Raw genomic sequence first — 26,551 nt, forward strand, 5'->3', positions numbered from 1 at the left:
GCGAAAAAAGTAGCACACTATTTAGTAGTCAACTATTTATCAATCTAAAGGAAACCATCATGTCGATCAAACAAGTCCTGTACCGCGCTGTAGCTACCGCCACCGGAGGCCGCGAAGGCCGTGCCGTGTCGTCCGACAATGTGCTGGACGTCAAGCTGACCACGCCAAAAGAATTGGGCGGCAATGGCGCCACCGGTACCAATCCGGAACAACTGTTCGCCGCCGGCTACTCGGCCTGCTTCATCGGCGCCATGAAATTCGTCGGCGGCCGCGACAAGATCGCCCTGCCGGCGGACCTGTCGATCGAAGGTAAGGTCGGCATCGGCGCCATCGACACGGGCTTCGGCATCGAAGTGGAACTGACCATTTCGCTGCCGGGCATGGAACGCGCCGCTGCCGAAGCCCTGGTCGCAGCCGCCCACATCGTGTGCCCGTACTCGAACGCCACGCGCGGCAACATCGACGTCACCCTGACGATCGTCTGAGCGCACCTGACATAAGCTGCTGCGCATCGCGCTTTGCCATCAAAACCGCACTGCCATGAAGGCAGCGCGGTTTTTTTTTACGTCTACCTTTAGAATGGCGCTCTTTTCCTGACTTTTCCGGAGTACGCATGATCGCCTGGCAATGGAACACGTTCGACGAACTCGGCCCCCACGATTTATACCAGGTGCTGGCCTTGCGCCAGCGCGTGTTCGTCATCGAACAGCAGTGCATTTACCCGGACCTCGATGGCCATGACCAGCAAGCCATGCATTTGCTGGGCTGGCAAACGGTCGATGGCCAGCGCCGGCTGGGCGCCTACCTGCGCGTGCTGGCACCGGGCGCCAAGTACGTGGAAATGTCGCTGGGCCGCGTGCTGACGGCGCCCGAAGCGCGCACCACGGGCACCGGCAAGCAGTTGTTGCTTGAGGGCATCGCGCGCGCCGAACGCCAGCACCCTGGCCACGCCATCCGCATCGGCGCGCAGCACTACCTGGAGCGCTTCTACCAGTCGTTCGGCTTTGTCACCGTCAGCGCCCCTTACGACGAAGACGGCATACAGCACATCGACATGCTGCGCGCGGCGGAGACGGTCGCATGACGACGGCCCTCATTTCCTGGAGCGGCGGCAAGGATTCCTGCCTGGCCCTGTGGCGCGCGCGCAACGCCGGCATGGTCGTGCCGCTGCTGATCACGGCCATGGATGAAGATGGCCGCAAGTCGCGCTCGCACGGCGTGCCGCCGGAATTGCTCGAAGCGCAGGCGGCCAGCCTGGGTGCGCGCCTGCAGCGCTATCACGCCAGCTGGGCCAGCTACGAGGAACAATTCATCGCCATGCTGCGCGCGGCGAAGGACGATGGCATAGGCCACGCCCTGTTTGGCGACATCGACCTGCAGCCGCACCGCGACTGGGAAGAAAAAGTCTGCGCCGCAGCCGGCCTGACGGCCCACCTGCCCCTGTGGGGCGAAGCGCGGCGCGCGCTGGTCGACGAATTTCTCGCCGCCGGCTTCAAGGCCATCGTCGTCTGCATCAATGGCCAGCACCTGCCACGCGAATTTTGCGGGCGCGAGTTCGACTCTTCCTTCCTCGCCGACCTGCCGCCCGGCGTCGACGCCTGCGGCGAAAACGGCGAATTCCACACCTTCGTCTACGATGGTCCCGCCTTCAGCGCACCGGTGGCGCTGCGCCGCACGCAGGTGCTGCAATATGACGCGCCGGCCACGCTGGGCGGCGCCACCTATTACTTCCAGGAACTGGCGCCAGCCTGACGGGACAGGGCCGGCAAAGCAAAAAGGGCGATTCCGTGGAATCGCCCTTGGTATTGGCTGCCCTGCGCGTGCTTACTTTTTCTGCAAGCCGATCAGCTTGACTTCAAACAGCAAGCCCGCGTAGCCGGGAATCGACGGCAGCTTGCCCGCCTTGCCATAGCCCAGGTCATACGGAATGGACAGGATGCGCGTGCCGCCCACCTGCATGCCGACCAGGCCGCGGTCCCAGCCCAGGATGACCTGGCCGATACCCAGAGGGAAAGAGAAGCCGGCGCCCGCCTGGTTCGTATCGAACTGCGTACCCTTGTTGCCCGGCTTGCTTGCGTCATACAGCCAGCCCGTGTAAAGCACGGTCAGGGTATCGCCCGCTGCGGCCGCCGCGCCAGTGCCAACCACCACGTCAGGGAAGGTGAGATCCTTCACCTGCGTATTCGGGTCGAGCACGACCGGCTTTTCCGTGTTGGCAGCAGCGCCGCAGGCGGTCAGGGCCACGGCGCAAGCGAGTGTGGCGATCAATTGAAATACCGATTTCATCGTTTCCCTTTAAATATTGGTGTGTGACTGAGGCCCGTACGGTGCGGACCGGTACGGGCTGCAGTTTAACAGGAGTCGCCGGCCCCATTTGTAAGCAGACGTAAGCGCGGCGGAAAATTGCGCATCCTTACAACATTGCCACAATATCTAGATTTCCACTTGCGTGCCCAGTTCGATCACCCGGTTGCTGGGGATCTGATAGTAATCGGCCGCCGTGCGTGCATTGCGCGACATGGTGACGAACAGGTGCTCGCGCCACGGCATCATGCCGGCCCCCGGCGTCGAGATGATGGTCTGGCGCGCGATGAAGAACGACGTTTCCATCATCTCGAAATCCATTCCCTGCTCGGCGCATTGCGCCAGCGCAGCCGGAATATCCGGTTCATCCTTGAAGCCGTAATGCACATTGACCTGGTAGCACTGGTGGCCCAGCTCCACCACGCGCACGCGCTCGGATGGCGCCACCCACGGCTCTTCATGCATGAAGACGGTCAGGAAAATCACCCGCTCGTGCAACACTTTATTGTGCAACAAGTTATGCAACAGCGCATGCGGCACGCCATCCGTTTCGCCGCGCAGGAAGATGGCCGTGCCGGGCACGCGCAGCGGCGGCGCGATGAACAGCGACGAGAGGAATTCGTTGAGCGGGATCGCGTGCTTTTCCAGGTTCTGGAACACCAGCTGGCGGCCCCGTTTCCAGGTCAGCATGATGATGAACAGGATGGCGCCCAGCAGCAGCGGGAACCAGCCGCCGTGGAACAGTTTCAGGGAACTGGCCGCGAACAAGTTCACATCGATGATCAGGAAGAAGCCCGTGGCCCCCCAGCACAGCAGCAAATTCATCTTCCAGCGGTAGCGGATGACGAAGAAGGTCAGGATCGTGGTGGCCAGCATGGTAGCCGTGACGGCGATGCCGTAGGCGGCGGCCAGCTTTTCCGACGAGCCAAAACCGACCACGGCCATCAGCACGACGGCCAGCTGCAGCCAGTTGACGGCTGGAATGTAAATCTGACCGATTTCGCTTTCCGACGTGTGGCGCACGCGCATGCGCGGCAAGAAGCCCAGCGCGATGGCTTGCTTGGTCATCGAGAAGGTGCCGGAAATGGTCGCCTGCGAGGCGATCACGGTGGCCATGGTCGACAAAATCACCAGCGGATACACGCTCCAGGCGCCCAGTTGCTGGTAAAACGGATTCGAAATAGCTTCCGGGTGCGCCAGCAGCAGCCCGCCCTGGCCCAGGTAATTCAGCGCCAGCGCGGGAAAGGCGATCAGGAACCAGGCCATGCGGATCGGCTTCTTGCCGAAGTGCCCCATGTCGGCGTACAGCGCCTCGGCGCCCGTCAGTGCCAGCACCACGGCGCCCAGCGACAGGAAGGCGATGCGGCCGTTGTCCAGCAGGAAAGCCACCGCGTGCAGGGGATTGACGGCGGCCAGGATGGCTGGCGACTTGAGGATATTGACCACGCCCATACAGGCCAGCGCGACAAACCATATCAGCATGATGGGAGCGAAGAAGCGGCCGATGCCGGCCGTACCGTGCGACTGCACCGAATACAGCGCCACCAGCACGGCGATCGTCAGCCACACCACATACGGGCTGAAGGCAGGCGTGGCCACTTCCAGACCTTCGATCGCCGACAGCACCGAAATGGCCGGCGTGATCACGCTGTCGCCATAGAACAGGGTGGCGCCGAACACGCCGATCACCATCAGCGGCACATGCCAGCGCGACGACTTGCTGACGGATGACAGCACCAGCGCCATCAGGGCCATGATGCCGCCCTCTCCGCGGTTGTCGGCACGCAGCACCAGGGTCACGTACTTGAGCGAGACGATCAAGGTCAGGCCCCAGAAGATCAGCGAGACAATGCCCAGCAGGTTGTTATGCGTGACCGCCAGGCCGTGGGCAGGGTCAAACACCGTCTTCAGGGTGTACAGCGGACTGGTGCCGATATCGCCGTAAACGATGCCGACGGCAGCCAGTGTCAAGCCGACCAGGCTGCTTTTTTTATGTTCCGACGTCAAGATTGCACCCGTTTTTGTTTTGTTGCATCGCACAATATGATAGGTATTAGCAAATAGCAAGAGTATTTTTGCATGGTTCCGCAGCTGCCCCAAGGTCGTTGTTTTGTGCCGTTCCGCCATGTCGCGCGGTCTTGCGGCCATTGATTTGTTGCCATTCTACGCCTCGCCAGCGGCGCCGGGCAGCCCCCGATGTTTTCAGCCATAATGACAGACTGTCTACTCTCCAGCGAAGCCCATCATGAATCCAGGCATGCTCTACGCCTCCCTCGCCTTCCTGTGCTGGGGCCTGTTTCCCCTGTATTTCCATGCCATCGATGAGATCGCACCGCAGGAAATCCTGGCGCACCGCATGGTCTGGTCACTGTTGTTCCTTGGCATCGTGCTGACCGTGCGCCGCCAGTGGAGCTGGCTGGGCAGCCTGAAAGCGCAGCCCATAGTCGTGGCCAGCTTCGTCGCCAGTGCGTTTTTGCTGTCCGCCAACTGGTTCATCTATATCTGGGCCGTCAACAACGGCCACGTGGTCGACGCCAGCCTCGGCTATTTCATTACGCCCCTGATCAATGTCATGCTGGGCTTCTTGCTGTTGCACGAGCGCCTGCGCCGCCTGCAATGGCTGGCCATCGGCCTGGCCGCCTGCGGCGTGGCCTGGCTCACTTGGCAGGCGGGGCAAGTGCCCTGGATCGCCCTGCTGCTGGCAGCCACCTTCGGCGGCTATGGCTTGCTGCGCAAGACGGCCGCGCTGGGCGCACTCGAAGGCCTGTCGTTTGAAACATTGATTTTATTCCCCCTGGCACTGGCCTACATGCTGTGGCTGGGCTGGCATGGCCAGAGCGGCTTCGTCAATACTGACTCGTCCGCCACGCGCGCGCTGCTGCTGGCGTCCGGCCCTATCACGGCCATTCCCCTGCTGCTGTTTGCCGCCGGCGCACGCCGCCTGCCGCTGGCCGTACTGGGTTTGCTGCAATACATCGCCCCCACGGGCCAACTGCTGATCGGCGTGTGGGTCTTCCATGAATCGTTTACGCCGGAGCGCATGCTGGGCTTCCTCGTCATCTGGACGGCGCTGGCCCTGTACGCAGCCGAGGGGCTGTGGACGGCGCGCCGCGCGCGCGCCAGCACCTAGTCTTGCCCTGGCGCCCGTTTCCGCAGCGCGCAGCGCTGGCCGGAAGCGGGCGTTTACCGTATCCTGTCCGTCTTTGTATATCATCCGAGATTTCTAATGGCAAATTACGTCTACACCATGAATCGCGTGGGCAAAATCGTCCCGCCCAAGCGCCAGATTCTGAAAGATATTTCCCTCTCCTTCTTCCCAGGCGCGAAGATCGGCGTGCTGGGCCTGAACGGCTCCGGCAAATCGACCCTGCTGAAAATCATGGCAGGCATCGACACCGACATCCAGGGCGAAGCCGTGCCGATGCCGGGCCTGAACATCGGCTACCTGCCGCAGGAACCGCAGCTGGACCCGGAAAAAACCGTGCGCCAGGAAGTCGAATCGGGCCTGGGCGAAGTGTTTGAAGCGCAAGCCAAGCTGGAAGCCGTGTACGCCGCGTATGCTGAGGAAGACGCCGATTTCGACGCTCTGGCCACGGAACAGGCACGCCTGGAAGCGATCATCTCCACTTCCGACGGCGGCAATCTGAATTTGCAGCTGGAAATGGCCGCCGACGCGCTGCGCCTGCCGCCATGGGATGCCACCATCGGCGTGCTGTCCGGCGGTGAAAAGCGCCGCGTGGCGCTGTGCAAGCTGCTGCTGTCCAAGCCCGACATGCTGCTGCTCGACGAGCCGACCAACCATCTGGATGCAGAATCGGTGGACTGGCTGGAACAATTCCTGCTGCGCTTCCCCGGCACCGTGGTGGCCATCACCCATGACCGCTACTTCCTCGACAACGCGGCAGAGTGGATCCTGGAGCTGGACCGCGGCAGCGGTATTCCATGGAAAGGCAATTACTCGACCTGGCTGGAGCAGAAGCAAGCCCGCCTGAAGCAGGAAGAATCGACGGAATCGGCACGCCAGAAGGCGCTGCAGAAGGAATTGGAATGGTCGCGCCAGAACCCGAAAGCGCGCCAGGCCAAGTCGAAAGCCCGCCTGGCCCGCTTCAACGAGCTGTCCGAGCATGAATACCAGAAGCGCAACGAAACGCAGGAAATCTTCATTCCCGTGGCCGAACGCCTGGGCAATGAGGTCATCGAGTTCAAGAACGTGTCGAAAGCGTTTGGCGACCGCCTGCTGATCGACGACCTGAGCTTCACGATCCCGGCCGGCGCCATCGTCGGCATCATCGGCCCCAACGGCGCCGGTAAATCGACCCTGTTCAAGATGATCACGGGCCAGGAACAACCGGACAGCGGCGAAGTGGCCATCGGCCAGACGGCGCGCGTCTCCATCGTCGACCAGAACCGCGGCGACTCGCTGTCGGACAGCAAGACCGTCTTCCAGGATGTGTGCGGCGGTGCCGACATGCTGAACGTGGGCCGCTTCGAAATGCCGTCGCGCGCCTACCTGGGCCGTTTCAACTTCAAGGGCGGCGACCAGCAAAAAATCGTCGGCAATTTGTCGGGCGGTGAACGTGGACGTTTGCACCTGGCAAAAACCTTGCTGGCGGGTGGCAACGTCCTGCTGCTCGATGAGCCGTCGAACGATCTGGACGTGGAAACCTTGCGCGCGCTGGAAGACGCCTTGCTGGAATTTGCCGGCAGCGTGATGGTCATTTCGCATGATCGCTGGTTCCTCGACCGTATCGCCACGCACATCCTGGCCTTCGAAGGCAACTCGCAAGTGAGTTTCTTTGACGGCAACTATCAGGAATACGAAGCGGACAAGAAGAAACGCCTGGGTGAAGAAGGCGCCAAGCCGAAACGTATCCGCTACAAACCGCTCACCGTATAAATCGGGTGCAGCAATGCAAAAAGGCAGTCACCGCGAGGTGACTGCCTTTTTTTTTCAGCGAACTTCTAAACCATTAGAAGTTGTAGCGCGCGCCCAGGGCCAGGCCGGTAGCCTTGCGGCCCTGGTCGGCACTCTTGCCGAAGTGTTCCACTTCCGCCGTCAGCGAGACTTTCTCGTTGATGGCGTACTGGGCACCGACGGAAGCGTACACGCCTGTCTTGTCGTTGCCGCTGATGCCGGTCGACAGGCCCGTGCCGCTCAGGCTATTCTGGACCTTGGCCACACCGAGCTTGGCGAACACGCCCACTTTATCGCTCACCGGCATGCTGGCCTTGCCGGCCAGGTAGTAGCCGTGCGAATCGCTTTTCACGGAACCGTTGCCGGCGCCCGTGACATAGCTGTAATCCTTGCTGCCGAAATCGGCGTAACCGCCCTCGACCGCCCAGGTTTTGTCGAAATCGTAACCAGCGAAGATCTTGGCGCCTGCCTTGTAGCCGCTGTGATTATCGGCGCTGGTGGCGCCAGGAATATCAAAATTGTAGCGGTTGCCCGTGATGCCGGCACCCACATAGGCACCTTCAGCGTGTGCAGCGCTCATGCCGCTCAATGCGGTAGCAGTAGCGATCATTGCAAACAGGATTTTCTTCTTCATCATGTTCTCTCTCTCAATTAGTGAATGTTCCTAGATTCGTGCCTGAATTCGCAGTTCAGCGAAGTGCGATGACTACACAATAACAGCCGAAAAAAGCTACGTCTTTCTCCATTCCGTAAGAACTGTGACAAGATGTAAGTCGACATTACAAACTGACAATAACGTAAAAATGCGCCCTGTTGCACGAACTTAAGATAGACTTAAGAGCATTAGCAATTTTCAGCCCAAAAGGAGAGGTGCATGCACAAACGCCAGTTTCTCGCCGCCGCCATGGCCGCCACTGCCCTGCCGACCCTGGGTCGGGCGGCGCCCGCCAGCCTGCGCGGTCCAGCCCTGCTGACCATCACGGGCAGCATAGCCAAGCCCAACCGGGGCCCGTTCGACGCCGTGCGCGACCAGATGATGCACAAGCAGAAAATCAGTTTTGAGCGGGCGCGGGCATTCGACTTTGCGGCGCTGACGAACTTGCCGGCGCGCACCATCCACCCCACGCTGCAGTACGATGGCAAGGCGCATGCCCTGCGCGGGCCGCTGCTGGTCGATGTCTTGAAGGCGGCGGGCGCGCCTGAGGAAGATGCCGTGCGCCTGCTGCTGCGCGCCGTGGATGGCTTTGCGGCGGCGCTGACCGTGGCGCAGGCGCGCGCGCAGCGTTTTATTGTCGCCACCCACCTGGACGGGCAGGCGATGGCGCTGGGCGGCCTGGGGCCGCTATGGGCGATCCATGATGCCGACCGCATCGCGACCGTAGCGGCACTGCCCCTGGCCGAACGTTTCGCCAGTTGCCCGTGGGCGCTGTATCACATCGGCGTGGAGACGGGTTGACGCTACTTAAAACGTCAAACAAAACCATAGCGAGCGGAAGGGAGAGGTGGCTAAGAAGCGCAACCGTACTTTGTACGGGGCCGCCGAGGCGGTGAGCATCGCAGGCCGCCTATACCGACGCGCAGTAGGTTTTGATAGGCGTTTAGGCGTAGGCTTCGGCCATCGACATAACACGTGGCGCGATGGTGATGCCGTGTTCCTCGAACAGGGCCGTGATGGCCGCCAGGTTGTGCGTGCACTCCTCGGTTTTCCAGCCCTTGAAGATATCCGTGCCATCCTTCTGGAAATGCAGGTCCAGCACCTTGCCCTGATCCTTGTGCAGGTAGGGCGAACTATAGGTGTTCTCGTAGCCGAGCACCTTCAATTGCCCCAGCAAGGCATGTGGTGGATGATCGGGATCGGTGGCGAGGAAAATGCCAAAGGTCTTGCCCGGTGGTTTGGCGGCGATGTCGACTTCATAAATGCCGGGGGCCTTACTGACAGACGTACTCTTTAAAAATAACATGCAACACTCCCTGCGCGTGGTGTCCTGCGCCGAAAACGGGCGGCAAGACAGGGGCGGTGCGCAATGATTCCCCTCGTCAAATCTTATTGCTAATTTGCATCTTTGTCGACAAATCGGCACTTTTATTTGGTAAGTCGTGGTTATCTTGTCGCGTACACCAGCGTAAATTATCAATAAAGCCAGTTATCATTGCGCCAATACCCGGCCTGCTGCATACTTTTGGCTTGCGTAAAGATTGCCTTCCCGCCTGCCACTTCCTCGTCTCCATGCGCCTTCTGTCGATCAAGTACCGCCTGCTCATCCTCCTGACCCTGATCCTGGGGGCGGGCTTCATGGCCACCAGCCTGGCCAGCTACCTGGCGTCGCGCCAGGCCATCGAACATGGCATCGCCGACCAGACCTTGCCTTTGACGGGCGACAATATCTATTCCGAGATCCAGAAGGACATGTTGCGCCCCGTCTTCATCTCTTCGCTGATGGCGCACGACACCTTCGTGCGCGACTGGATACTCGCCGGCGAAAACAAGCCGGAACAGATCGTGCGCTACCTGGCCGAGGTCAAGAAAAAATACGGCGCCATCACCAGCTTTCTCGTCTCGGACAAGAGCAGCAAATATTATTACGCGGAAGGCACCCTGAAATCCGTCAGCCCTGAGGCGAAGCGCGACATCTGGTACTACCGCGTGCGCGCCATGGACAGGACCGATTATGAAACCAATGTCGACGTGGACATGGCCAACCGCGACAGCATGACCATCTTCATCAACCACCGCGTGGTCGATTACAACGGCCGGTTCATCGGCGCCACCGGCATCGGCCTGACTCTGGCCACCATGAGCAACATCATCGATCGCTACCAGGTACGCTTCCACCGCAACATTTATTTTGTCGACGCCGCCGGCACCCTGGTACTGGCGGGCAGGACCATGCGCGAGGGTCACGGTAACATCCGCAACTTGCCCGGCGTGGCCAGCATTGCCGACCAGATCATCAACCACCAGAGTACGCCGACGCATCTGTCTTACCAGCTGGGCCGTGCGCAAATCCTCGTCAACTCGCGTTTCATTCCCGAGCTGGGCTGGTACCTGGTGGTCGAGCAGAATGTCAGCGACGAAGTCAAGTCGCTGCAGGGCGTGTTCATCCTGAATCTGGCCATCAGCTTTGGCGTGACCCTGCTGGTACTGGTGCTGACCTTGCTGACGGTGAACCGCTACCAGCGCCGCATCGAACGCATCGCCTCGACGGATGCGCTGACCGGGCTATTGAACCGCCAATCGCTGGAACTGCTGTTCCAGCGCGCCATGCTCTTGTCCAAGCGCACGGCGCAACCGATGTCGGCCATCCTGTTCGACATCGATTTCTTCAAGCGCGTCAACGATACCCACGGCCACCTGTGGGGCGACAAGGTCATTTGCGGCGTGGCCGACGTGGCGCGCGCCACCGTGCGCGAAAGCGACGTCATCACGCGCTGGGGCGGCGAGGAATACCTGGTGCTGCTGAATAACTGCAGCCTGGCGCAGGCGATGGAAGTGGCGGAAAACCTGCGCGCCGCCGTCGAGCGGCACGATTTCGGCCTGCCCGCACCGCAGGTACCCGTGACGATCAGCCTGGGCGTGGCCGAATGCCGGCTCGACGAAAGCGAATCAGCCTTCTTTTCGCGCGCCGACAGCGCCCTGTATCAGGCGAAACAGCAGGGACGCAACGGCGTGCACGCCGCCTGATTCATCCCCCGCGCTTGCGCCTGGCCAGATCTTGCGTCGGCGCCACCAGCGCCCGGTACAACTCGCCCGTGGCGGCATCCCAGCTTTGCACCGCCTGCTGCTGGCGTTGCACGGTGGCAGCATCGCCCCGTGCGATGGGTCCGGAGAGCGCGGGCGCGGCGCCCAGGCGGAACACATTGGCCACCGCTTCCGTCACCAAAGGCTGGGCCAGCTCGCGCGCCACCGGCTCGGGAATGCCGGCCGCCTGGTAGGCGCGCAGCGCGGCATCGAGCACCGTCACCAGGTAATTGCTGGCAAACACGGCAGCAGCGTGATACAGGGTCTTGGCGGCCGGGTCGATGGGCACGGGGCGCGCGCCGATGGCATTCAAGGCCGGCGTGAGGAAGGCCAGTGCCAGCGGGTCGCCTTCGATGCCGCAAAACGTGCCGTCAAAGGTGGCGGCCACCTGCTGCGGGTCGGCAAAGCTGCGGATCGGGTGCGCGCTGGCGACAAAAGCACCGGCCTGCGTGGCGGCCAGCAGCACGTTCGAGGCCAGCGCGCCGCTGCAGTGAAACACGATGGCGCCCGCCTGGCGTCCTTCGGCCACCAGCGCCGCGCAGGCCGGGCCGATCTGATCGTCGGAAACGGCCAGCAGGGTGACGTCGGCGCGCCGCAAGGCCGCATAGCTGGCGACGGGGGTGCCGGCGCCCATGAAATCCACGGCCGCCTGCGCCGACGCCATCGAACGCGTCAGCACGTCCTGCACCAGGATTTTTCCGCCAGGCGTACTATCCGCGCCGGCGAACAAACGGCCCAGCACGCGGCCCACATGGCCGGCGCCGATGATATTCAGGGTAACGTCCATGGTGATAGGCTAGAAACTCGATCCCGGCTGGCGCAGGAATTCCACTTCTTCCGGCGTGGAGGGCCGACCGAGAATGGCATTACGGTGGGGGAAGCGGCCAAAGCGGGCAATCACTTCCTGGTGCCGCTGCGCATAATCGAGCATGCCGTCAAAACCGGGCTGCGCCTGCGACAGCAGCTGGAACAGCTCGACGGCGCGCGCTTGCATGGCCAGGTCTTCCGCGTGTTCGAACGGCAGGTAGGCAAAGGCGCGCAGCATCGGCGGCAACTGCCGGTCCTGCCCTGCGTCCGTCAAGGCGACGGCCAGCGCCAGCGCTTGGGCGTCGCCGGCAAAGGCGCGTGGCGTGTTCCGATGCACATTGCGCGTGAATTGATCGAGCACGATGAGGCGCGCCAGCGCGCCATGCGGCGTCGCGTCCCACGCGTGCAAGCCGCCCTCGATGGCGGCATCGATCAGCGCGCCGAAACGCGCGCGTATCTGCGCGTCGAAGGCGTCATCCTTGCGGAACCATTCCACGCGCGACTGGCCGTAGTCAGGGTTATCCGGCGGCAGGAACCAGAAATCGAGTACGTCTTGGGCCTGTGCATCCATGTCCATCCTCTCAGCATCCGTATCAATTGCGGGCATGCGACAGCTGGAAGCCGGCGATGCCTTCGAAGGCGGCCAGTTCGGCCGACATGGCCGACAGGCTGGCGCCCGTGTTCTTGCCATGCGCAATGGCGACAAAGCGCCATTCCTGCATGCCATCGGTGCTGCCGATGGTCAGCGAGCCGCCGGCGATGTCGTAGCCGCGCTTGGCGGCCATGCGCCGCAGCGCATCTTCGCGCGGAACAAACCCGTGCTTGAAGCGCATGGTGATGGCCACTGCATGGCGCGACGGCAGCCAGTTCTCCAATTTTGACAGAAAAATCATCGCCATCGCGCACAGGAAGGCCAGGCCCATGGCCGACAGATAAAAGCCGATGCCGACCATGATGCCGATCACGGACGAGGCCCAGATCGAGGCAGCCGTCGTCAAGCCGCTGATATTGAAGCCCTCGCGCATGATGACGCCGGCGCCCAGAAAGCCCACGCCCGTGACAATACCCTGGATGACGCGCGTGGGGTCGCTGCCGACGATGGCGCCATGGCCGCCGTACCAGAACTCCGGATAGCCGCCCAGCACCGTCAGCGCGGCCGAGGCCATGCACACCAGGCTGTAGGTGCGCATGCCCGCTGCGCGCCCGTGATACGAGCGTTCATAGCCCACCAGCAAGCCCAGCAGCAGCGCGCCAAGCAGGTTCAGCAGGATCACGCCATTCGTCGCCAGCTCGGCCGGCGACCAGTAGGCGCGCAGGAAGTCGATGGTCGGCATCTAGGGCTTTTTCGTCAACTGCTTTTCAAACGCCACATCGAGCTTGCTGACGCGGCGCGCCTTTTGCGGTCCCAGGCCATTCACGAAGGCGACAAAGGCATCCAGTTCCAGCGGTGGGCACAGGGGCGGCAAGCCGGGGCCTTCGGTGAGGAAAAACAGTTCATCGCCCGTGCGCGCCATCGTGTAGAGGCGGTGGCCGGTGCGTTCCTTGAGTCGCTCGATGGCGGAGGTGGCGCGGGTCGAACGCATCAGATGGCTCCCGTGCGCTGTTCCAGCCACGCCAGCGCGTCGCCCGCCAAGTGCGGCGCCAGGCGCGCGCACACGGTGGCGTGATAGTCGTTGAGCCAGGCCGCCTCGTCGTCGCGCAACAGCGACCGCTCGACGCAGCGCGTGTCGATCGGGCACAGAGTCAGGGTTTCAAAGCGCAAGAAGTCGCCAAACTGCGAGGACGCGGCGGGGACGTTGAGCACCAGGTTCTCGATGCGGATACCCCACTGGCCGGGACGGTAGATGCCCGGTTCAATGGAGGTGATCATGCCGATCTCCATGGCTGTCTGCGGCTCCGGCATGGCGGACTGCGAAATCGATTGCGGGCCTTCGTGGACGTTGAGGAAAAAGCCCACGCCGTGGCCCGTGCCATGGCCAAAGTCGATGCCCTCGGCCCACAGCGGTGCGCGGGCAATCGCATCGAGCATGGGCGACTTCACGCCGCGCGGGAACTGCGCGCGCGACAGGGCGATCATGCTGCGCAAGACCAGGGTGAAATCGCGCTTGTGTTCGGCGGTGATCGTGCCGACGGGGACCACGCGCGTGATATCCGTGGTGCCGCCCAGGTACTGGCCGCCCGAATCGATCAGCAGCAAGCCATCGCCTTCGATGGTCGCCTCCGTGCCTGCATGGGCGTGGTAATGCATGATCGCGCCGTGCGCGTTGAAGCCGGCGATGGTGCCGAAACTGGGGCTCACAAAATGTGCACGGCGCGCGCGGCATGCCGTCAGGTGTTTGTCGACGCCGATTTCCGTCAACGGTGCGCGCTGCGGGTCGGCCAGGGTGCTGTCTAACCAGCTGAAAAATTCGCACAGGGCGGCGCCGTCCTGCTCCATGGCGGCGCGTACGTGCGCCGCTTCGCTCGCCGTCTTGCGCGACTTGGCCAGGGTGGTCGGGTTGATCGCTTCCACCACCGGCACCGATTCAGGCACGGCCTGGCGCGTGCCAAACGTGATGCGGCGCGGGTCCAGCAGCAAGGTGGCGCTATCAGGCAGGGCGGCCAGCGCGGTGCCGGCCCGGTCATACGCGGCCACGTCCACGCCTTGGCTCTCCAGCGTGGCGCGCAACGCGGCGGGCAGCTTGCCATCGGCCACGAACAGGGTGGCGCGCTCCGGTCCCACCAGCGCATGCGCGAGGAAGACGGGGTTGTAGTTCACGTCGGCGCCGCGCAGGTTGAACAGCCAGGCGATATCATCCAAGGTGGAAATCACATGGTGGCTGGCGCCGTGCGCGGCCATGCTGGCGCGCAGGGCCGCCAGTTTTTCCATGCGCGCCAGGGCCGGATACGCCGCCGCATGTTCCACCACGGGTGCGGCAGGCATGGCGGGACGCTGCGGCCACACGGCTTGCAGCAGGTCGGTATCGGTGCGCAGGGTCACCTGCGCGCCCAGCGCCTGCTGCAGCAGGCGCGCGTTGGCCAGGCCCAGCACGGCGCCATCGACGGCCACCGTCTGCCCCGGCTGCATGGTCTCGCCCAGCCAGTCGATATACAGCACGCTGGCGCCGGACGGGATTTTTTTCAGGACGATGCCGCTGCCGGCCAGTTCGTCTTCCGCCTGTTCCCAGTAACGGCCATCGGTCCACACGCCGGCGAAATCCTGCGTCACGACCAGGGTGCCGACCGACCCCGTAAAGCCGGACAGCCACTCACGGCCCTGCCAGCGCGCCGGCAGGTACTCGGACAGATGCGGGTCGGCCGAGGGCACGATGCAGGCGTCGATGTGCTGCGCACGCATGGCGCTGCGCAGTTGCGACAAACGGGAGGCGGGAGTGGATTGGTCAGGTGTCTGCATGGGGCCGAAAAGAGCGGTGCTGGGAAGCACCTATGATACCGCGATTAGCCCGGCTAAGGCACTGCGCCTGCAGCAACGATTAATAGTGCTGCTCCGTCAGGTGCCGCACCTCGTCGAGCAACACATCATTCACCATCATCGGCCTCGTAGCGGCGCAAGCCTTCCAGGTCCAGCACGCGGATGCCGCCATAATCGAGGCGCAGCAAGCCTTTCTTTTCCAGCACCTGCAGAGCCTGGTTGGCGCGCTGGCGCGAGGAACCCGACAGCAGGCCGATCTCTTCCTGCGACAGCTGCACCAGCGTATCGACGCCAGGGTACAGGTGCGAATTGAACATCGATGCCAGGCAGCGCGCCACGCGCGTGTTCAGGTCGAGCAGACGCTCGTTTTCCACCATGCCGATGAACTGGCCCAGGCGCTCATTGAGCTGCATCAGCAAGAAACGCGTGAATGGCAGACTCGTTTCCAGCAGCCAGTGGAAGGTGGTGCCGGGCAGCCGCGCCACGCGCGTGTCGCGCAGCGCCATGGTGTCGTATTTGCGCATTTCGCGCTTGAGCAGCGAGCCTTCGCCAAACCAGCTGCCGGGCGGCACGCCGATGAAGGTCATGGCCTTGCCCGAGGCGGAAAAATTATTCATCTTGACCATGCCGCTGATGACGCCGATCCAGTTGTCCACCGGCTCGCCCTTGCGGCAGACAAAGCCGCCTTTCGGCACGAAGGTTTCAAACACATCCGCCTCGACCCTGGCCATTTGCACGGGATCGAGCAGCTGCGCCCAGTTGGCCGCGCGCACGGCATCCTTCAGACTGATATCAGGGTAGGTCATTGTGCAATGCACCATCGAAAAGTGGGTAAATGTCCCCGAAAAGACAACTCGGCAAACTAACGCAAGCTACTATCATTGCACAAACGCCTTACACATAAAAACACAGAGCGCCATCCAACGAGGTGGCGCCTGAGACAAGCAACAGGGAGACACTGGTGCAAACGACTACCACAGCAACGATGCCGACTTTTCCGCGGCGCTTATTGCAACACGGCACAGTACGATCCGACAAGCCCGCATTCCGCGAAAAACACCTGGGCATCTGGCAAACCTGGACCTGGCTGGAGGTCAACGAGGAGGTGCGCGCTCTGGCCTGCGGTCTGGCTGCCATCGGCTTCCAGCGCGGCATGAATCTGGCCATCATTGGCGACAACCGTCCCCGCCTGTACTGGGCCATGCTGGCCGCGCAAAGCCTGGGCGGCGTACCCGTGCCACTGTACCAGGACGCGCCGGCCGCCGACATGGCCTATGTGCTGCAGGATGCCGAAATCTGCTACGCCATCGTCGAAGACCAGGAGCAGGTCGACAAGCTGCTCGAACTCAAGGCCCTGTATCCGCACATCGCCCACATCGCCTATGACGATGAACGGGGCATGCGCCATTACCGCCAGCCGGAGCTGACGTCCTTTGCCGCCCTGCAGGTGCTGGGCAGGGCCTACGACCGCGAACATCCGGGCTTCTTCGAAGCTGCGGTGGAAGCGGGACGAGGCAGTGACTCCGCCGTGATCCTGTATACCTCCGGCACCACGGGTAAACCGAAGGGCGTGTGCCAGAGCCACACGGCGCTGCTGGCGGCCGGCGAAGGCGGCGTGGCCTTCGACAAGCTCACCGACGAGGAAGACATCCTGTCCTACCTGCCCATGGCATGGGTGGGCGACTGCCTGTTTTCGCTGGCGCAGGCCATGGTGGCCGGCTTCACCGTCAATTGCCCCGAATCGGGCGACACGGTGATGATCGACATGCGCGAAATCGGCCCCACCTGCTACTTTGCCCCGCCGCGCGTGTTCGAGAACATGCTCACCAGCGTGATGATACGCATGGAAGACGCCAGCAGCATCAAGCGCCACATGTTCAGCCATTTCATGGACGTGGCCAAGCGCTGCGGCGCGCAGATTTTGGACGGCAAGCCCGTGTCGCTGGCGGATCGCCTCAGCTACAAGCTGGGCGAACTGCTGGTCTACGGCCCCCTGAAAAACGTGCTGGGACTGACGCGCGTGCGCGTCGCCTATACGGCCGGCGCCGCCATCGGCCCCGACCTGTTCCGCTTCTACCGCTCCATCGGCGTCAACCTCAAGCAGCTGTACGGCTCCACTGAAACCTGCGCCTATGTGTGTCTGCAGCCGGACGGCAATATCAAGTTCGACAGCGTGGGCTTGCCGGCGCCCGGCGTGGAAGTCAAGCTGGCGGCCAATGGCGAAGTGCTGGTGAAGTCGCCGGCCACCATGAGCGGCTACTTCAAGCGTCCCGATGCCACCGCCGAAGTGATCGATGCCGACGGCTACTTTCATACGGGCGACGCGGGCGTGTTCGATAGCGAAGGCCACCTGAAAATCATCGACCGCGCGGCCGATGTCGGCAAGCTGACCTGCGGCGCCATCTTCGCGCCCAACTACATCGAGAACAAGCTCAAGTTTTTCCCCTTCATCAAGGAAGTGGTGGCCTTCGGCCATGCGCGCGACCAGGTGTGCGCCTTCATCAATATCGACATCGAAGCGGTGGGCAACTGGTCCGAGCGGCGCGGCATCGCGTATGCCGGCTACACCGACCTGGCGGCGCGTGCCGAAACCTACGGCTTGATCCGCGACTGCATCGAGCAGGTCAACGCGGAACTGGCGACCGATCCCTTGATGGACCGCACGCAGGTGCACCGCTTCCTGGTGCTGCACAAGGAACTCGACCCGGACGACGACGAGCTGACGCGCACGCGCAAGGTGCGCCGCAAATTCATCGCCGAAAAGTACGCGGTGCTCATTTCCGCCCTGTATGAGGGCAAGGCAACGCAATACATCGAGACCCAGGTGAAATTCGAGGATGGCCGCACCGGTTCGACCAGCGCCGACCTGCAGATCTGGGACAGCAAAACGTATCGGCCCCAGGGCCTGGCCGCATGATGGAGCACAGCACGATGCAAATGAACGAACCCGACGCCCATTTCGGCACGGCCCGCAAGACCGGCCCCGTGATCCTCGACCTGAAGAACATCTCGCTGTCGTTCGGCGGCGTGAAAGCACTGACCGACATCTCGTTTGACGTCAAACAGCATGAAATCCGCGCCATCATCGGCCCGAACGGCGCCGGCAAGAGCTCGATGCTGAACGTGATCAATGGCGTGTACCGCCCGCAGCAGGGCGAGATCATTTATCGGGGCGAGCACCGGCGCGGCATGGATTGCTACGCGGCCGCCAAGTCCGGCATCGCTCGCACCTTCCAGAACATCGCCCTGTTCAAGGGCATGACGGTGCTCGATAACATCATGACGGGACGCAACCTGAAGATGAAGTCGAATTTTCTCTTGCAAGCCCTGTATTGGGGCCCGGCGCGGCGCGAGGAAATCGAGCACCGCAAGAAGGCCGAAGAGATCATCGACTTCCTGGAAATCCAGGCCATCCGCAAGACACCCGTGGGGCGCCTGCCCTACGGCTTGCAAAAACGCGTGGAACTGGGTCGCGCGCTGGTGGCCGAACCGGAAATTTTGCTGCTGGATGAACCGATGGCCGGCATGAACGTGGAAGAAAAGCAGGACATGTGCCGCTTCATCCTCGACGTCAACGACCAGCTGGGCACAACGATCGTGCTGATCGAACACGACATGGGCGTGGTGATGGATATCTCCGACCGCGTGGTGGTGCTCGATTACGGCAAGAAGATCGGCGACGGCACACCCGACGAGGTGCGCAGCAACCAGGATGTCATCAACGCCTATCTCGGCGTGGCCCACTAGGACGCATTGGACACCGTATGAATATCAATTTTTTCTTTGAAGTGCTGATCGGCGGCCTGCTGTCGGGCGTCATGTACGCGCTGGTGGCGATCGGTTTTGTCCTGATCTACAAGGCCTCGGGCGTGTTCAACTTTGCGCAGGGTGCGATGGTGTTCTTTGCCGCCCTCACCTGCGTCGGCATCATGGACAAGTTCGGCCTGTCGCTATGGCTGGCCATCCCGCTGACGATGCTCACCATGATCGTGCTGGGCATGGCGATTGAAAGGGTGGTCTTGCGCCCTCTCGTCAACCAGCCGGAAATCACGCTCTTCATGGCCACCATCGGCCTGACCTTCTTTATCGAAGGCCTGGCGCAGCTGATGTGGGGCTCGCAAGTGCACAAGCTGGACCTGCCCATCGAAGACGTGCCGATGCAGTTCCTGATGGACCGCTTCGACATCAACATCTCGCAGTTCGACCTGATGGCGGCCGGCATCTGCGCGCTGCTGGTGATCTGCCTGGCGTTGCTGTTTTCGAAAACCAAGGTGGGCCGCGCCCTGCGCGCCGTCGCCGACGACCACCAGGCGGCGCTGGCGGTCGGCATCCCGCTGCAACGCATCTGGGCCGTGGTGTGGGGCGTGGCGGGCCTGGTGGCCATGGTGGCGGGCTTGCTGTGGGGCGCGCGCAACGGCGTGCAGTTTGCCCTCACCTTCATCGCCCTCAAAGCCTTGCCGGTGCTGATACTCGGCGGCTTCACGTCAGTGCCCGGCGCCATCGTCGGTGGCCTGATCATCGGCGCCTCGGAAAAGCTGGCCGAAGTCTACCTTGGCCCCATGGTGGGCGGCGGCATCGAAGGCTGGTTCCCGTATGTGCTGGCCCTGCTGTTCCTGCTGGTGCGCCCGGAAGGCCTGTTCGGCGAGAAGATCATCCGGCGCATCTGACGCCGCACCATGCACACGACGCACCCATCACAAAGGACACGCCATGATTTACCGTGAAGCAGGACAATTCAAGACCAGCTACCAGGCTGACAACCAGATTTTCCCGATCCGCCAGGACCGCCTGGCGCTGACGGCCACGCTGCTCGTCGCCGTCTTCCTCCTGCCGTATTTTGCCTCGCCCTACATGCTGTCGGCGATCCTGATTCCCTTCCTGATCTTCGCGCTGGCAGCACTGGGCCTGAACATCCTGACCGGTTACGCGGGCCAGCTGTCGCTGGGCACGGCCGCCTTCATGGCCGTGGGCGCCTTTGCCTCATATAACTTCATGGCACGCCTGCCTGGCTTGCCGCTGCTGGTGTCGTTCATTCTGGGCGGCCTGTGCGCGGCCATGGTGGGCATCGCCTTCGGCCTGCCCTCCTTGCGCATCCGCGGCTTTTACCTGGCCGCCTCCACGCTGGCGACGCAGTTTTTTGTCGTCTGGTGCCTGACCAAGATCCCGTACCTGACCAACTACAGCTCCTCGGGTGTGATCACGGCGCAGAAAATGACCATCCTCGGCTACCAGTTCGATACGCCGCAAAGCAAATACCTGCTGGTGCTGGCCATCGTCGCCGGCATGGCGCTGCTGGCCAAGAACATGATCCGCTCGAACGTGGGCCGCTCGTGGATGGCCGTGCGCGACATGGACATGGCCGCCGAAGTGATCGGTTTTCGCCTGATGCGCACCAAGCTGCTGGCCTTCGCCGTCAGCTCGTTCTACTGCGGCGTGGCCGGCGCGCTGTATGCGTATGCCTACCTGGGCACGGTGGAGCCGGAAGCGTACAACCTGGACCTGTCCTTCCGCATCCTGTTCATGATCATCATCGGCGGCGTCGGTTCGATCCTGGGTTCCTTCCTGGGCGCGGCCTTTATCGTGCTGCTGCCCGTCTTCCTGAACACCATCGCGCATGGCCTGGCATTGCCGACCAGCGTGGCCTCGAACCTGGAACTGATGGTGTTCGGCGCGCTGATCATCTTCTTCCTGATCGTCGAGCCGCACGGCCTGGCCAGGCTGTGGCAGATCGCGAAAGAGAAATTACGCCTGTGGCCTTTCCCGCACTAGGAATTTGTACCTTGCAGTCCGATGTCGGTTCACTTGAATACCAAATAAAACAAGAGGAGACACAATGAAACACATCAAATCGCTCATGCTGGCCGCCGCCATCGCCAGTGCCGCACTCACCCTCGCCGGCCCGGCGCAGGCACAGGAGAAGGAGCAGTACATCGCCCTGCCGTCCTACCGCGTAGGCCCTTACGCGGCCGGCGGCTCCGGTTTCTACGGCGGCATCATCGACTACTTCAACCTGGTCAACCAGGCCGGCGGCGTCAATGGCGTCAAGATCAGCTGGGAAGAATGCGAAACCGAATACAACCCGTCGCGCGGCGTGGAATGCTATGAACGCCTGAAAACCAAGCAGGGCGGCGCCACCCTGGTCGAAACCCTGTCCACGGGCGTCGCCTACGGCATCCTGGACCGCGTGGCGCAAGACAAGATCCCCATGACGATGATCGGCTACGGCCGCTCGGATGCCGCCAACGGCAAGGTCTTCCCGTATGTGTATCCGCTGATCTCCAGCTACTGGAGCCAGGCCGCCGCCATGATCAAGTACCTGGGCGACAAGGATGGCGGCATGGACAAGCTGAAAGGCAAGAAGATCGTCCACCTGTACCACGATTCGGCTTTCGGCAAGGAGCCACTGCCCGTGCTGGAAGCGCTGTCGAAACAGTACGGCTTCGAGCTGGTGAAAATCCCCGTCGCGCCGCCCGGCAGCGAACAGCAATCGCAATGGCTGCAAATCCGCCAGGCCAAGCCGGACCACGTGATCCTGTGGGGCTGGGGCGTGATGAACTCTGTTGCCATCAAGACGGCGCAGCGCAACGGCTTCCCGCGCGACAAAATGCTGGGCGTCTGGTGGGCCGGCTCCGAGGAAGACACGATTCCATCGGGCGACGCGGCCAAAGGCTACACGGCGATGACATTCAATACGCCGGGCAACTACCCCGTGCTCGATGACATCCGCAAGAAACTCTACGCGTCCGGCAAAGGCAACCTGTCCGACCAGTCGCGCATCGGCTCCGTCTACCACATGCGCGGCGTGACAGCCGGCATCCTGTGGGTGGAAGCGATCCGCGTGGCGCAGGAAAAATTCGGCAAGGGCAAACCAATCACGGGTGAGCAGATGCGCTGGGGCCTGGAAAACCTGAACGTCGACGATGCACGCCAGAAGGCCGTCGGCGCGCTGGGCATGTTCCCCACCGTGAAGACCAGCTGCGACGACCATGAAGGCTCGGGCGCCGTGAAGGTGCAGCAGTGGGATGGCAAGAAATGGACCGCCATCACGCCGAAATGGATCGTCGGCGACAAGGCCCTGGTGCGCAAGCTGGTCGAGGAATCGTCTGGCAAGTACGCCGAAGAGAAGAAGATCACGCCTGCGTGCATGAAGTAAGCATTTAGAACCGGACCGGTGCCAGCGCGCCGGTCCCGTGTTTAACATTTTAAAGAAGCAGCCATGACCCACACTGCCACGCAATCCCCGATCAAGCCGGACGCGCCGCCGCCCTATCTGTCGGTGAACAATATCGAAGTCATCTACGACCACGTGATCCTGGTCCTGAAAGGCGTGTCGCTGCAAGTCCCGCAGGGCAAGATCGTGGCGCTATTGGGCGCCAACGGCGCCGGCAAGTCGACCACCCTGAAAACCATCTCGACCCTGCTGCGCGGCGAACGCGGCGACGTCACCAAGGGCGAGGTCCAGTTCAAGGGCGAGCGCGTGGATCAATTAACGCCGAATGAACTGGTGAAACGGGGCCTGTCGCAAGTGATGGAAGGCCGGCACTGTTTCGGCCACCTGACCATCGAGGAAAACCTCCTGACGGGCGCCTACACGCGCAGCCTGTCGCGCGGCGAGCTGAAAGACGCGCTGGAGAAGGTGTATCACTATTTCCCACGCCTGAAAACGCGGCGCAGCAGCCAGGCCGGCTATACCTCGGGCGGCGAACAGCAGATGTGCGCCATCGGCCGTGCGCTGATGGCCAAGCCCTCGATGATTTTATTGGACGAGCCGTCTATGGGCATCGCGCCGCAGATCGTCGAAGAGATCTTCGGCATCGTCAAGGACCTAAACCACAAGGAAAACGTGTCTTTCCTGCTGGCCGAACAGAACACCAACGTGGCGCTGCGCTACGCCGACTTCGGCTACATCCTGGAAAACGGACGGGTGGTGATGGAAGGACAAGCCCAGGAACTGGCCAGCAACGAAGACGTCAAAGAGTTCTATCTGGGCGTCTCCAGCGCCGGGCGCAAGAGCTTCCGCGACATGAAGTTCTACCGCCGCCGCAAGCGCTGGCTGGCCTGACACGGGAGCTGCCTTCATGGACCTGGAACGAGCCAAGCAGGTGTGCCGCGGCTTTCCCGGCGCGACAGAAGACGTCAAATGGACGAACGTGCTGGCGTTTTCCGTCGGTGGCCGGCTGTTCGCGCTGTGCGGCGCGGAAGCACACAGCACGCGCGGCATGAGCTTCAAGGTCGATGCGGAACGCTTCCTGGAATTGACGGACCGCCCCGGCTTTCGCCCGGCGCCCTACCTGGCGCGGGCCAAGTGGGTGCATATCGCCAGCCCTGACGCGCTCGACGACGGGGAAATGGCGACCCTGCTGCACCGCTCATACAGCCTGATTTTTGCCAGGCTGACGAAAAAACTGCAACGTGACATTGGAGAATCAGCAACATGACCGATACGCTCGACAGTCTGGAAGCACGCGCCCCCGAAGCGCGCGAACGCGAATTGATGGCCGGCCTGCCGCAGCTGATCGCGCGCGCGCAAAAGGCGCCGGGCTGGGCCCGCATCCTCGATGGCGTCAACGCGGCCGACATCACCAGCCGCGCCGCGCTGGCGCAACTGCCCGTGACGCGCAAGTCCGACCTCAAGCAATTGCAGCACGATGCCTTGCCGTTCGGCGGCTTGAATACGACGCCGAAGAACGCCCTGTCGCGCGTGTTCGTCTCGCCCGGCCCCATCTTCGATCCGGAAGGCCGCGGCCCCGACTGGTGGCGCTTCGCGCGGCCCATGTATGCAGCCGGCGTGCGCGCCGGCGGCTTGCTGCAAAACTGCTTTTCGTATCACTTCACACCGGCCGCCTTCATGGTCGAAGGGGGCGCCGCGCGCATCGGCTGCACCGTCATCCCGGCCGGCATCGGCCAGACGGAAATGCAGGTGCAGGCGATGGTCGACCTGAAGCCGGACACGTATATCGGCACGCCGTCATTCCTGAAACTGATCATCGAGAAGGCGCGCGAGATGGGCGCCGACATCAGCAGCGTCACCAAGGCCGTGATGGGCGCGGAAGCCTTGCCCGAATCCTTGCGCAGCTGGTTTGCCGAGAACGGCGTGCCGCACGTGTTCCAGACCTATGCCTCGGCCGATATCGGCAGCATCGCCTATGAAACGGCCAGCAATGGCAAGCTCAATCCGGGCATGGTCGTTGACGAAAACGTGTTGCTCGAAATCGTACACCCGGGCAGCGGCATTCCCGTCGCACCGGGCGAGGTGGGCGAAGTCGTCGTCACCGTCTTCAATGCCGACTACCCGCTGATCCGCTTCGCCACGGGAGACTTATCGGCGGTGCTGATGGACGCGCCGGATTCGCCGTGCGGACGCACGAATACGCGCATCCGCGGCTGGATGGGACGCGCCGACCAGACCACCAAGGTGCGCGCCATGTTCGTGCATCCGTCGCAGGTGCATGAAATCGCGCGCCGCCATCCGCAGATCAAAAAGGCGCGGCTGGTGGTATCGGGACGCATGGCCAACGACGAGATGGCTTTGCATTGCGAAGTCGACGATCCGCTTGACGCCAGCGGCACCGAGGCGATCATCGGCTCGATCCGCGAACTGACCAAGCTGCGTGGCGACGTGGTGCTGGTAGCTGTGGGCAGTCTGGCGCAGGATGGCAAGGTCATTGACGACATGCGCGATTACAAATAAGGCGAAATTGCGGGATAATACCGGCATTGACCATCAGCCCCATTCATCGCCATGCAAGAGTCCATGCAAGAATTTCATCACAACCGTGCCCGTGACCTGATCAAGAACGCGGAACTGCTGTTCGACCAAGATACCGTGCAGGCGTCGATCACGCGCATGGCCGATGTACTCAACACGCGCTTCAACGCCGAGGACTCGAAAGAGTTCCCGCTGGTGCTGGGCGTGATGGGCGGCGCCGTCGTCTTTACGGGCAACCTGCTGCCGCAACTGAGCTTCCCGCTCGAATTCGACTACATCCATGTGAGCCGCTACGGCGACGATGACAAGGGTGGCGAAGTGGTGTGGAAGGTCATTCCCCGTTCGAACGTGGCGGGCCGCACCGTCATCGTGCTCGACGATATTCTCGACGAGGGCGAAACCCTGGCGCACGTCAAGCAGCGTTTGCTGGACATGGGCGCCTCGGAAGTCATCCTGGCTGTGTTCGCCGACAAGGCCATCGGCAAGAAAAAGCCCGTACAGGCGGACATCGTCGGCCTGGTGATCCCGAACCGCTTCGTCGTCGGCTTCGGCATGGATGCGTACGGCTACTGGCGCAACCTGCCGGGCCTGTGGGCCATCAAGCCCGAGGATTTGAAGCACGAGTAAGGATGGCTCGGATGACGCGGCATGCCGCGTCATCCGGCAGCACCAGCGTTACAGCTTCAGGCGCGCGCGCGCCGCATCGTATTCGGCCTTCAGGCGCGCCACCATCTCTTCTACGCTTGGCACATCATCCATCAGACCCACGCCCTGGCCGGCGCCCCAGATATCGCGCCAGGCCTTGGCGCTGCCGGAGCCAAAATTCATCGAACTCTTGTCCGCTTCGGGCAAGGCTTCCGGATCGAGTCCGGCCGCGACGATCGATTTTTTCAGATAATTCCCGTGCACGCCCGTAAACAGATTCGTGTAGACGATGTCCGATGCAGCCGATTCCACGATGGCGTCGCGGTAACCGTCGCTGACGTTCGATTCCTTGGTCGCCAGCCAGCGCGAGCCGATGTAGGCAAAGTCGGCACCCATGGCTTGCGCGGCCAGCACGGCATCGCCGGTGGCGATGGAGCCCGACAGCGCCAGCGGACCGTCAAAGAATTTGCGTACTTCGCCCACCAGCGCGAACGGCGACAGGGTGCCCGCATGGCCGCCGGCGCCGCTGGCCACCAAAATCAAGCCGTCGACACCCGCCTCCAGCGCCTTTTTCGCGTGACGGATCGAAATCACGTCATGCAGCACGATGCCGCCATAGCTGTGGATGGCGTCGAGCATTTCCTTGGGCGGCGCGCGCAGCGAGGAAATGATGATGGGAATCCGGTGTTTCACGCACACTTCCACGTCATGCGCCAGGCGGTCGTTCGACTGGTGCACGATCTGGTTGACGGCGATCGGCCCCACTTTTTTGTCGGGATTGGCGGCCTGGAAGGCTGCCAGCTCGGCTTGCAGCTCAGTGAGCCAGGTGTCGAGCAATGCGGCGGGACGCGCGTTCAGGGCCGGAAAGGAACCGACGATGCCGGCCTTGCACTGCGCCGCGACGAGGGCCGGGCCGCTGGCGATGAACATCGGCGAGGCGATAACGGGTAAGGAGAGGTTTTGCAACGCAACAGGCAATGCCATGGCGGACTCGCTGGAAAGTTGATCGGGATGAGGAAC

Annotated in this window: 27 protein-coding genes; 16 read left to right on the forward strand and 11 right to left on the reverse strand. The window is 62.5% G+C overall.

Translation table 11 applies throughout. The features are described 5' to 3' along the window. Window positions 1–59 precede the first annotated feature (59 nt). The 3 genes from ACQ4W0_RS22325 (at window position 60) to ACQ4W0_RS22335 (ending at window position 1,752) form a co-directional block, all read left to right on the forward strand. Window positions 60–485, forward strand: coding sequence for an organic hydroperoxide resistance protein (locus ACQ4W0_RS22325; protein WP_436551603.1), 426 nt, complete (start codon window positions 60–62; stop codon window positions 483–485). 128 nt (window positions 486–613) lie between these two features. Beyond that, window positions 614–1,084 (forward strand): GNAT family N-acetyltransferase, encoded by a 471-nt coding sequence (locus ACQ4W0_RS22330; RefSeq protein WP_436578751.1) that lies wholly within the window; start codon window positions 614–616, stop codon window positions 1,082–1,084. After that, entirely contained in the window at window positions 1,081–1,752 is a 672-nt protein-coding gene (locus ACQ4W0_RS22335; protein WP_436578752.1) for a Dph6-related ATP pyrophosphatase, read from the forward strand. Before ACQ4W0_RS22330 ends, ACQ4W0_RS22335 begins: the two co-directional genes overlap by 4 nt. 72 nt (window positions 1,753–1,824) lie before the next feature. Here the strand turns inward: ACQ4W0_RS22335 and ACQ4W0_RS22340 are convergent, their stop codons facing one another. Together ACQ4W0_RS22340 and ACQ4W0_RS22345 are read right to left on the reverse strand one after the other, a co-directional pair. Continuing rightward, window positions 1,825–2,286: an FKBP-type peptidyl-prolyl cis-trans isomerase gene (locus ACQ4W0_RS22340; protein ID WP_436578753.1), complete on the reverse strand. Its 462-nt coding sequence runs from the start codon at window positions 2,284–2,286 to the stop codon at window positions 1,825–1,827. A gap of 147 nt (window positions 2,287–2,433) precedes the next feature. Beyond that, window positions 2,434–4,311 carry a potassium transporter Kup gene (locus tag ACQ4W0_RS22345; protein ID WP_436578754.1) on the reverse strand — a complete coding sequence of 626 codons (1,878 nt, stop codon included), beginning with the start codon at window positions 4,309–4,311 and terminating at the stop codon, window positions 2,434–2,436. A gap of 238 nt (window positions 4,312–4,549) precedes the next feature. Here ACQ4W0_RS22345 and rarD point away from each other — a divergent pair, with 238 nt between their 5' ends. Continuing rightward, window positions 4,550–5,434: an EamA family transporter RarD gene (gene rarD, locus ACQ4W0_RS22350; protein WP_436578755.1), complete on the forward strand. Its 885-nt coding sequence runs from the start codon at window positions 4,550–4,552 to the stop codon at window positions 5,432–5,434. 96 nt (window positions 5,435–5,530) lie between these two features. After that, window positions 5,531–7,201 (forward strand): energy-dependent translational throttle protein EttA, encoded by a 1,671-nt coding sequence (gene ettA, locus ACQ4W0_RS22355; RefSeq protein ID WP_436578756.1) that lies wholly within the window; start codon window positions 5,531–5,533, stop codon window positions 7,199–7,201. A 73-nt stretch (window positions 7,202–7,274) separates the two neighbouring features. On the opposite strand, the gene ACQ4W0_RS22360 is transcribed toward ettA, so the two are convergent. Next, on the reverse strand, window positions 7,275–7,856 hold the full coding sequence (locus tag ACQ4W0_RS22360) for a porin family protein (RefSeq protein ID WP_436578757.1): 582 nt from the start codon (window positions 7,854–7,856) through the stop codon (window positions 7,275–7,277). A 237-nt stretch (window positions 7,857–8,093) separates the two neighbouring features. Here ACQ4W0_RS22360 and ACQ4W0_RS22365 point away from each other — a divergent pair, with 237 nt between their 5' ends. Continuing rightward, complete coding sequence (locus ACQ4W0_RS22365; RefSeq protein ID WP_436578758.1) at window positions 8,094–8,675, forward strand: putative pterin-binding protein; 582 nt, start codon at window positions 8,094–8,096, stop codon at window positions 8,673–8,675. A gap of 142 nt (window positions 8,676–8,817) precedes the next feature. On the opposite strand, the gene ACQ4W0_RS22370 is transcribed toward ACQ4W0_RS22365, so the two are convergent. Then, window positions 8,818–9,180, reverse strand: a complete 363-nt coding sequence (locus ACQ4W0_RS22370) for a hypothetical protein (protein ID WP_436578759.1) — start codon at window positions 9,178–9,180, stop codon at window positions 8,818–8,820. A 224-nt stretch (window positions 9,181–9,404) separates the two neighbouring features. Here ACQ4W0_RS22370 and ACQ4W0_RS22375 point away from each other — a divergent pair, with 224 nt between their 5' ends. Further along, window positions 9,405–10,901 (forward strand): sensor domain-containing diguanylate cyclase, encoded by a 1,497-nt coding sequence (locus tag ACQ4W0_RS22375; RefSeq protein ID WP_436578760.1) that lies wholly within the window; start codon window positions 9,405–9,407, stop codon window positions 10,899–10,901. Window position 10,902: 1 nt separating this feature from the next. Here ACQ4W0_RS22375 and ACQ4W0_RS22380 read toward each other — a convergent pair whose 3' ends face one another. The 6 genes from ACQ4W0_RS22380 to ACQ4W0_RS22405 form a co-directional block, all read right to left on the reverse strand. Then, the gene (locus tag ACQ4W0_RS22380) at window positions 10,903–11,745 is read right to left on the reverse strand and encodes a Rossmann-like and DUF2520 domain-containing protein (RefSeq protein WP_436578761.1); all 843 of its coding nucleotides are present in this window, start codon (window positions 11,743–11,745) and stop codon (window positions 10,903–10,905) included. A 9-nt stretch (window positions 11,746–11,754) separates the two neighbouring features. Continuing rightward, the gene (locus tag ACQ4W0_RS22385; protein ID WP_436578762.1) at window positions 11,755–12,342 is read right to left on the reverse strand and encodes a DUF924 family protein; all 588 of its coding nucleotides are present in this window, start codon (window positions 12,340–12,342) and stop codon (window positions 11,755–11,757) included. Between the two features lie 16 nt (window positions 12,343–12,358). Next, window positions 12,359–13,099, reverse strand: a complete 741-nt coding sequence (locus tag ACQ4W0_RS22390; protein WP_102121414.1) for an MgtC/SapB family protein — start codon at window positions 13,097–13,099, stop codon at window positions 12,359–12,361. After that, window positions 13,100–13,348, reverse strand: coding sequence for a hypothetical protein (locus tag ACQ4W0_RS22395; RefSeq protein ID WP_071079957.1), 249 nt, complete (start codon window positions 13,346–13,348; stop codon window positions 13,100–13,102). Further along, window positions 13,348–15,159, reverse strand: a complete 1,812-nt coding sequence (locus tag ACQ4W0_RS22400) for an aminopeptidase P family protein (RefSeq protein ID WP_436578763.1) — start codon at window positions 15,157–15,159, stop codon at window positions 13,348–13,350. Before ACQ4W0_RS22400 ends, ACQ4W0_RS22395 begins: the two co-directional genes overlap by 1 nt. Before the next feature lie 125 nt (window positions 15,160–15,284). Continuing rightward, complete coding sequence (locus ACQ4W0_RS22405) at window positions 15,285–15,983, reverse strand: Crp/Fnr family transcriptional regulator (RefSeq protein ID WP_436578764.1); 699 nt, start codon at window positions 15,981–15,983, stop codon at window positions 15,285–15,287. A 179-nt stretch (window positions 15,984–16,162) separates the two neighbouring features. Here ACQ4W0_RS22405 and ACQ4W0_RS22410 point away from each other — a divergent pair, with 179 nt between their 5' ends. The 9 genes from ACQ4W0_RS22410 (at window position 16,163) to ACQ4W0_RS22450 (ending at window position 25,513) form a co-directional block, all read left to right on the forward strand. Continuing rightward, window positions 16,163–18,094 carry an AMP-binding protein gene (locus ACQ4W0_RS22410; RefSeq protein ID WP_436578765.1) on the forward strand — a complete coding sequence of 644 codons (1,932 nt, stop codon included), beginning with the start codon at window positions 16,163–16,165 and terminating at the stop codon, window positions 18,092–18,094. A gap of 14 nt (window positions 18,095–18,108) precedes the next feature. Beyond that, window positions 18,109–18,924 carry an ABC transporter ATP-binding protein gene (locus ACQ4W0_RS22415; protein WP_029496076.1) on the forward strand — a complete coding sequence of 272 codons (816 nt, stop codon included), beginning with the start codon at window positions 18,109–18,111 and terminating at the stop codon, window positions 18,922–18,924. A gap of 23 nt (window positions 18,925–18,947) precedes the next feature. After that, window positions 18,948–19,844 (forward strand): branched-chain amino acid ABC transporter permease, encoded by an 897-nt coding sequence (locus tag ACQ4W0_RS22420; protein WP_198521486.1) that lies wholly within the window; start codon window positions 18,948–18,950, stop codon window positions 19,842–19,844. A 43-nt stretch (window positions 19,845–19,887) separates the two neighbouring features. Further along, entirely contained in the window at window positions 19,888–20,946 is a 1,059-nt protein-coding gene (locus ACQ4W0_RS22425; protein WP_436578766.1) for a branched-chain amino acid ABC transporter permease, read from the forward strand. A 64-nt stretch (window positions 20,947–21,010) separates the two neighbouring features. Then, entirely contained in the window at window positions 21,011–22,330 is a 1,320-nt protein-coding gene (locus tag ACQ4W0_RS22430) for an ABC transporter substrate-binding protein (RefSeq protein ID WP_436578767.1), read from the forward strand. Window positions 22,331–22,393: 63 nt separating this feature from the next. Then, window positions 22,394–23,239 carry an ABC transporter ATP-binding protein gene (locus ACQ4W0_RS22435; protein ID WP_436578768.1) on the forward strand — a complete coding sequence of 282 codons (846 nt, stop codon included), beginning with the start codon at window positions 22,394–22,396 and terminating at the stop codon, window positions 23,237–23,239. A gap of 16 nt (window positions 23,240–23,255) precedes the next feature. Next, the gene (locus ACQ4W0_RS22440) at window positions 23,256–23,615 is read left to right on the forward strand and encodes an MmcQ/YjbR family DNA-binding protein (RefSeq protein WP_436578769.1); all 360 of its coding nucleotides are present in this window, start codon (window positions 23,256–23,258) and stop codon (window positions 23,613–23,615) included. Next, complete coding sequence (locus tag ACQ4W0_RS22445) at window positions 23,612–24,868, forward strand: phenylacetate--CoA ligase family protein (RefSeq protein ID WP_436578770.1); 1,257 nt, start codon at window positions 23,612–23,614, stop codon at window positions 24,866–24,868. The genes ACQ4W0_RS22440 and ACQ4W0_RS22445 overlap by 4 nt, the downstream gene beginning before the upstream one ends. Window positions 24,869–24,931: 63 nt before the next feature. Further along, window positions 24,932–25,513 (forward strand): hypoxanthine-guanine phosphoribosyltransferase, encoded by a 582-nt coding sequence (locus tag ACQ4W0_RS22450; protein WP_436578771.1) that lies wholly within the window; start codon window positions 24,932–24,934, stop codon window positions 25,511–25,513. 48 nt (window positions 25,514–25,561) lie between these two features. Here the strand turns inward: ACQ4W0_RS22450 and ACQ4W0_RS22455 are convergent, their stop codons facing one another. Next, window positions 25,562–26,515, reverse strand: a complete 954-nt coding sequence (locus ACQ4W0_RS22455) for an NAD(P)H-dependent flavin oxidoreductase (protein WP_436578772.1) — start codon at window positions 26,513–26,515, stop codon at window positions 25,562–25,564. Between the last annotated feature and the right edge of the window lie 36 nt (window positions 26,516–26,551).

This window comes from Janthinobacterium breve, from assembly GCF_051380895.1.
Classification (GTDB): domain Bacteria; phylum Pseudomonadota; class Gammaproteobacteria; order Burkholderiales; family Burkholderiaceae_D; genus Janthinobacterium.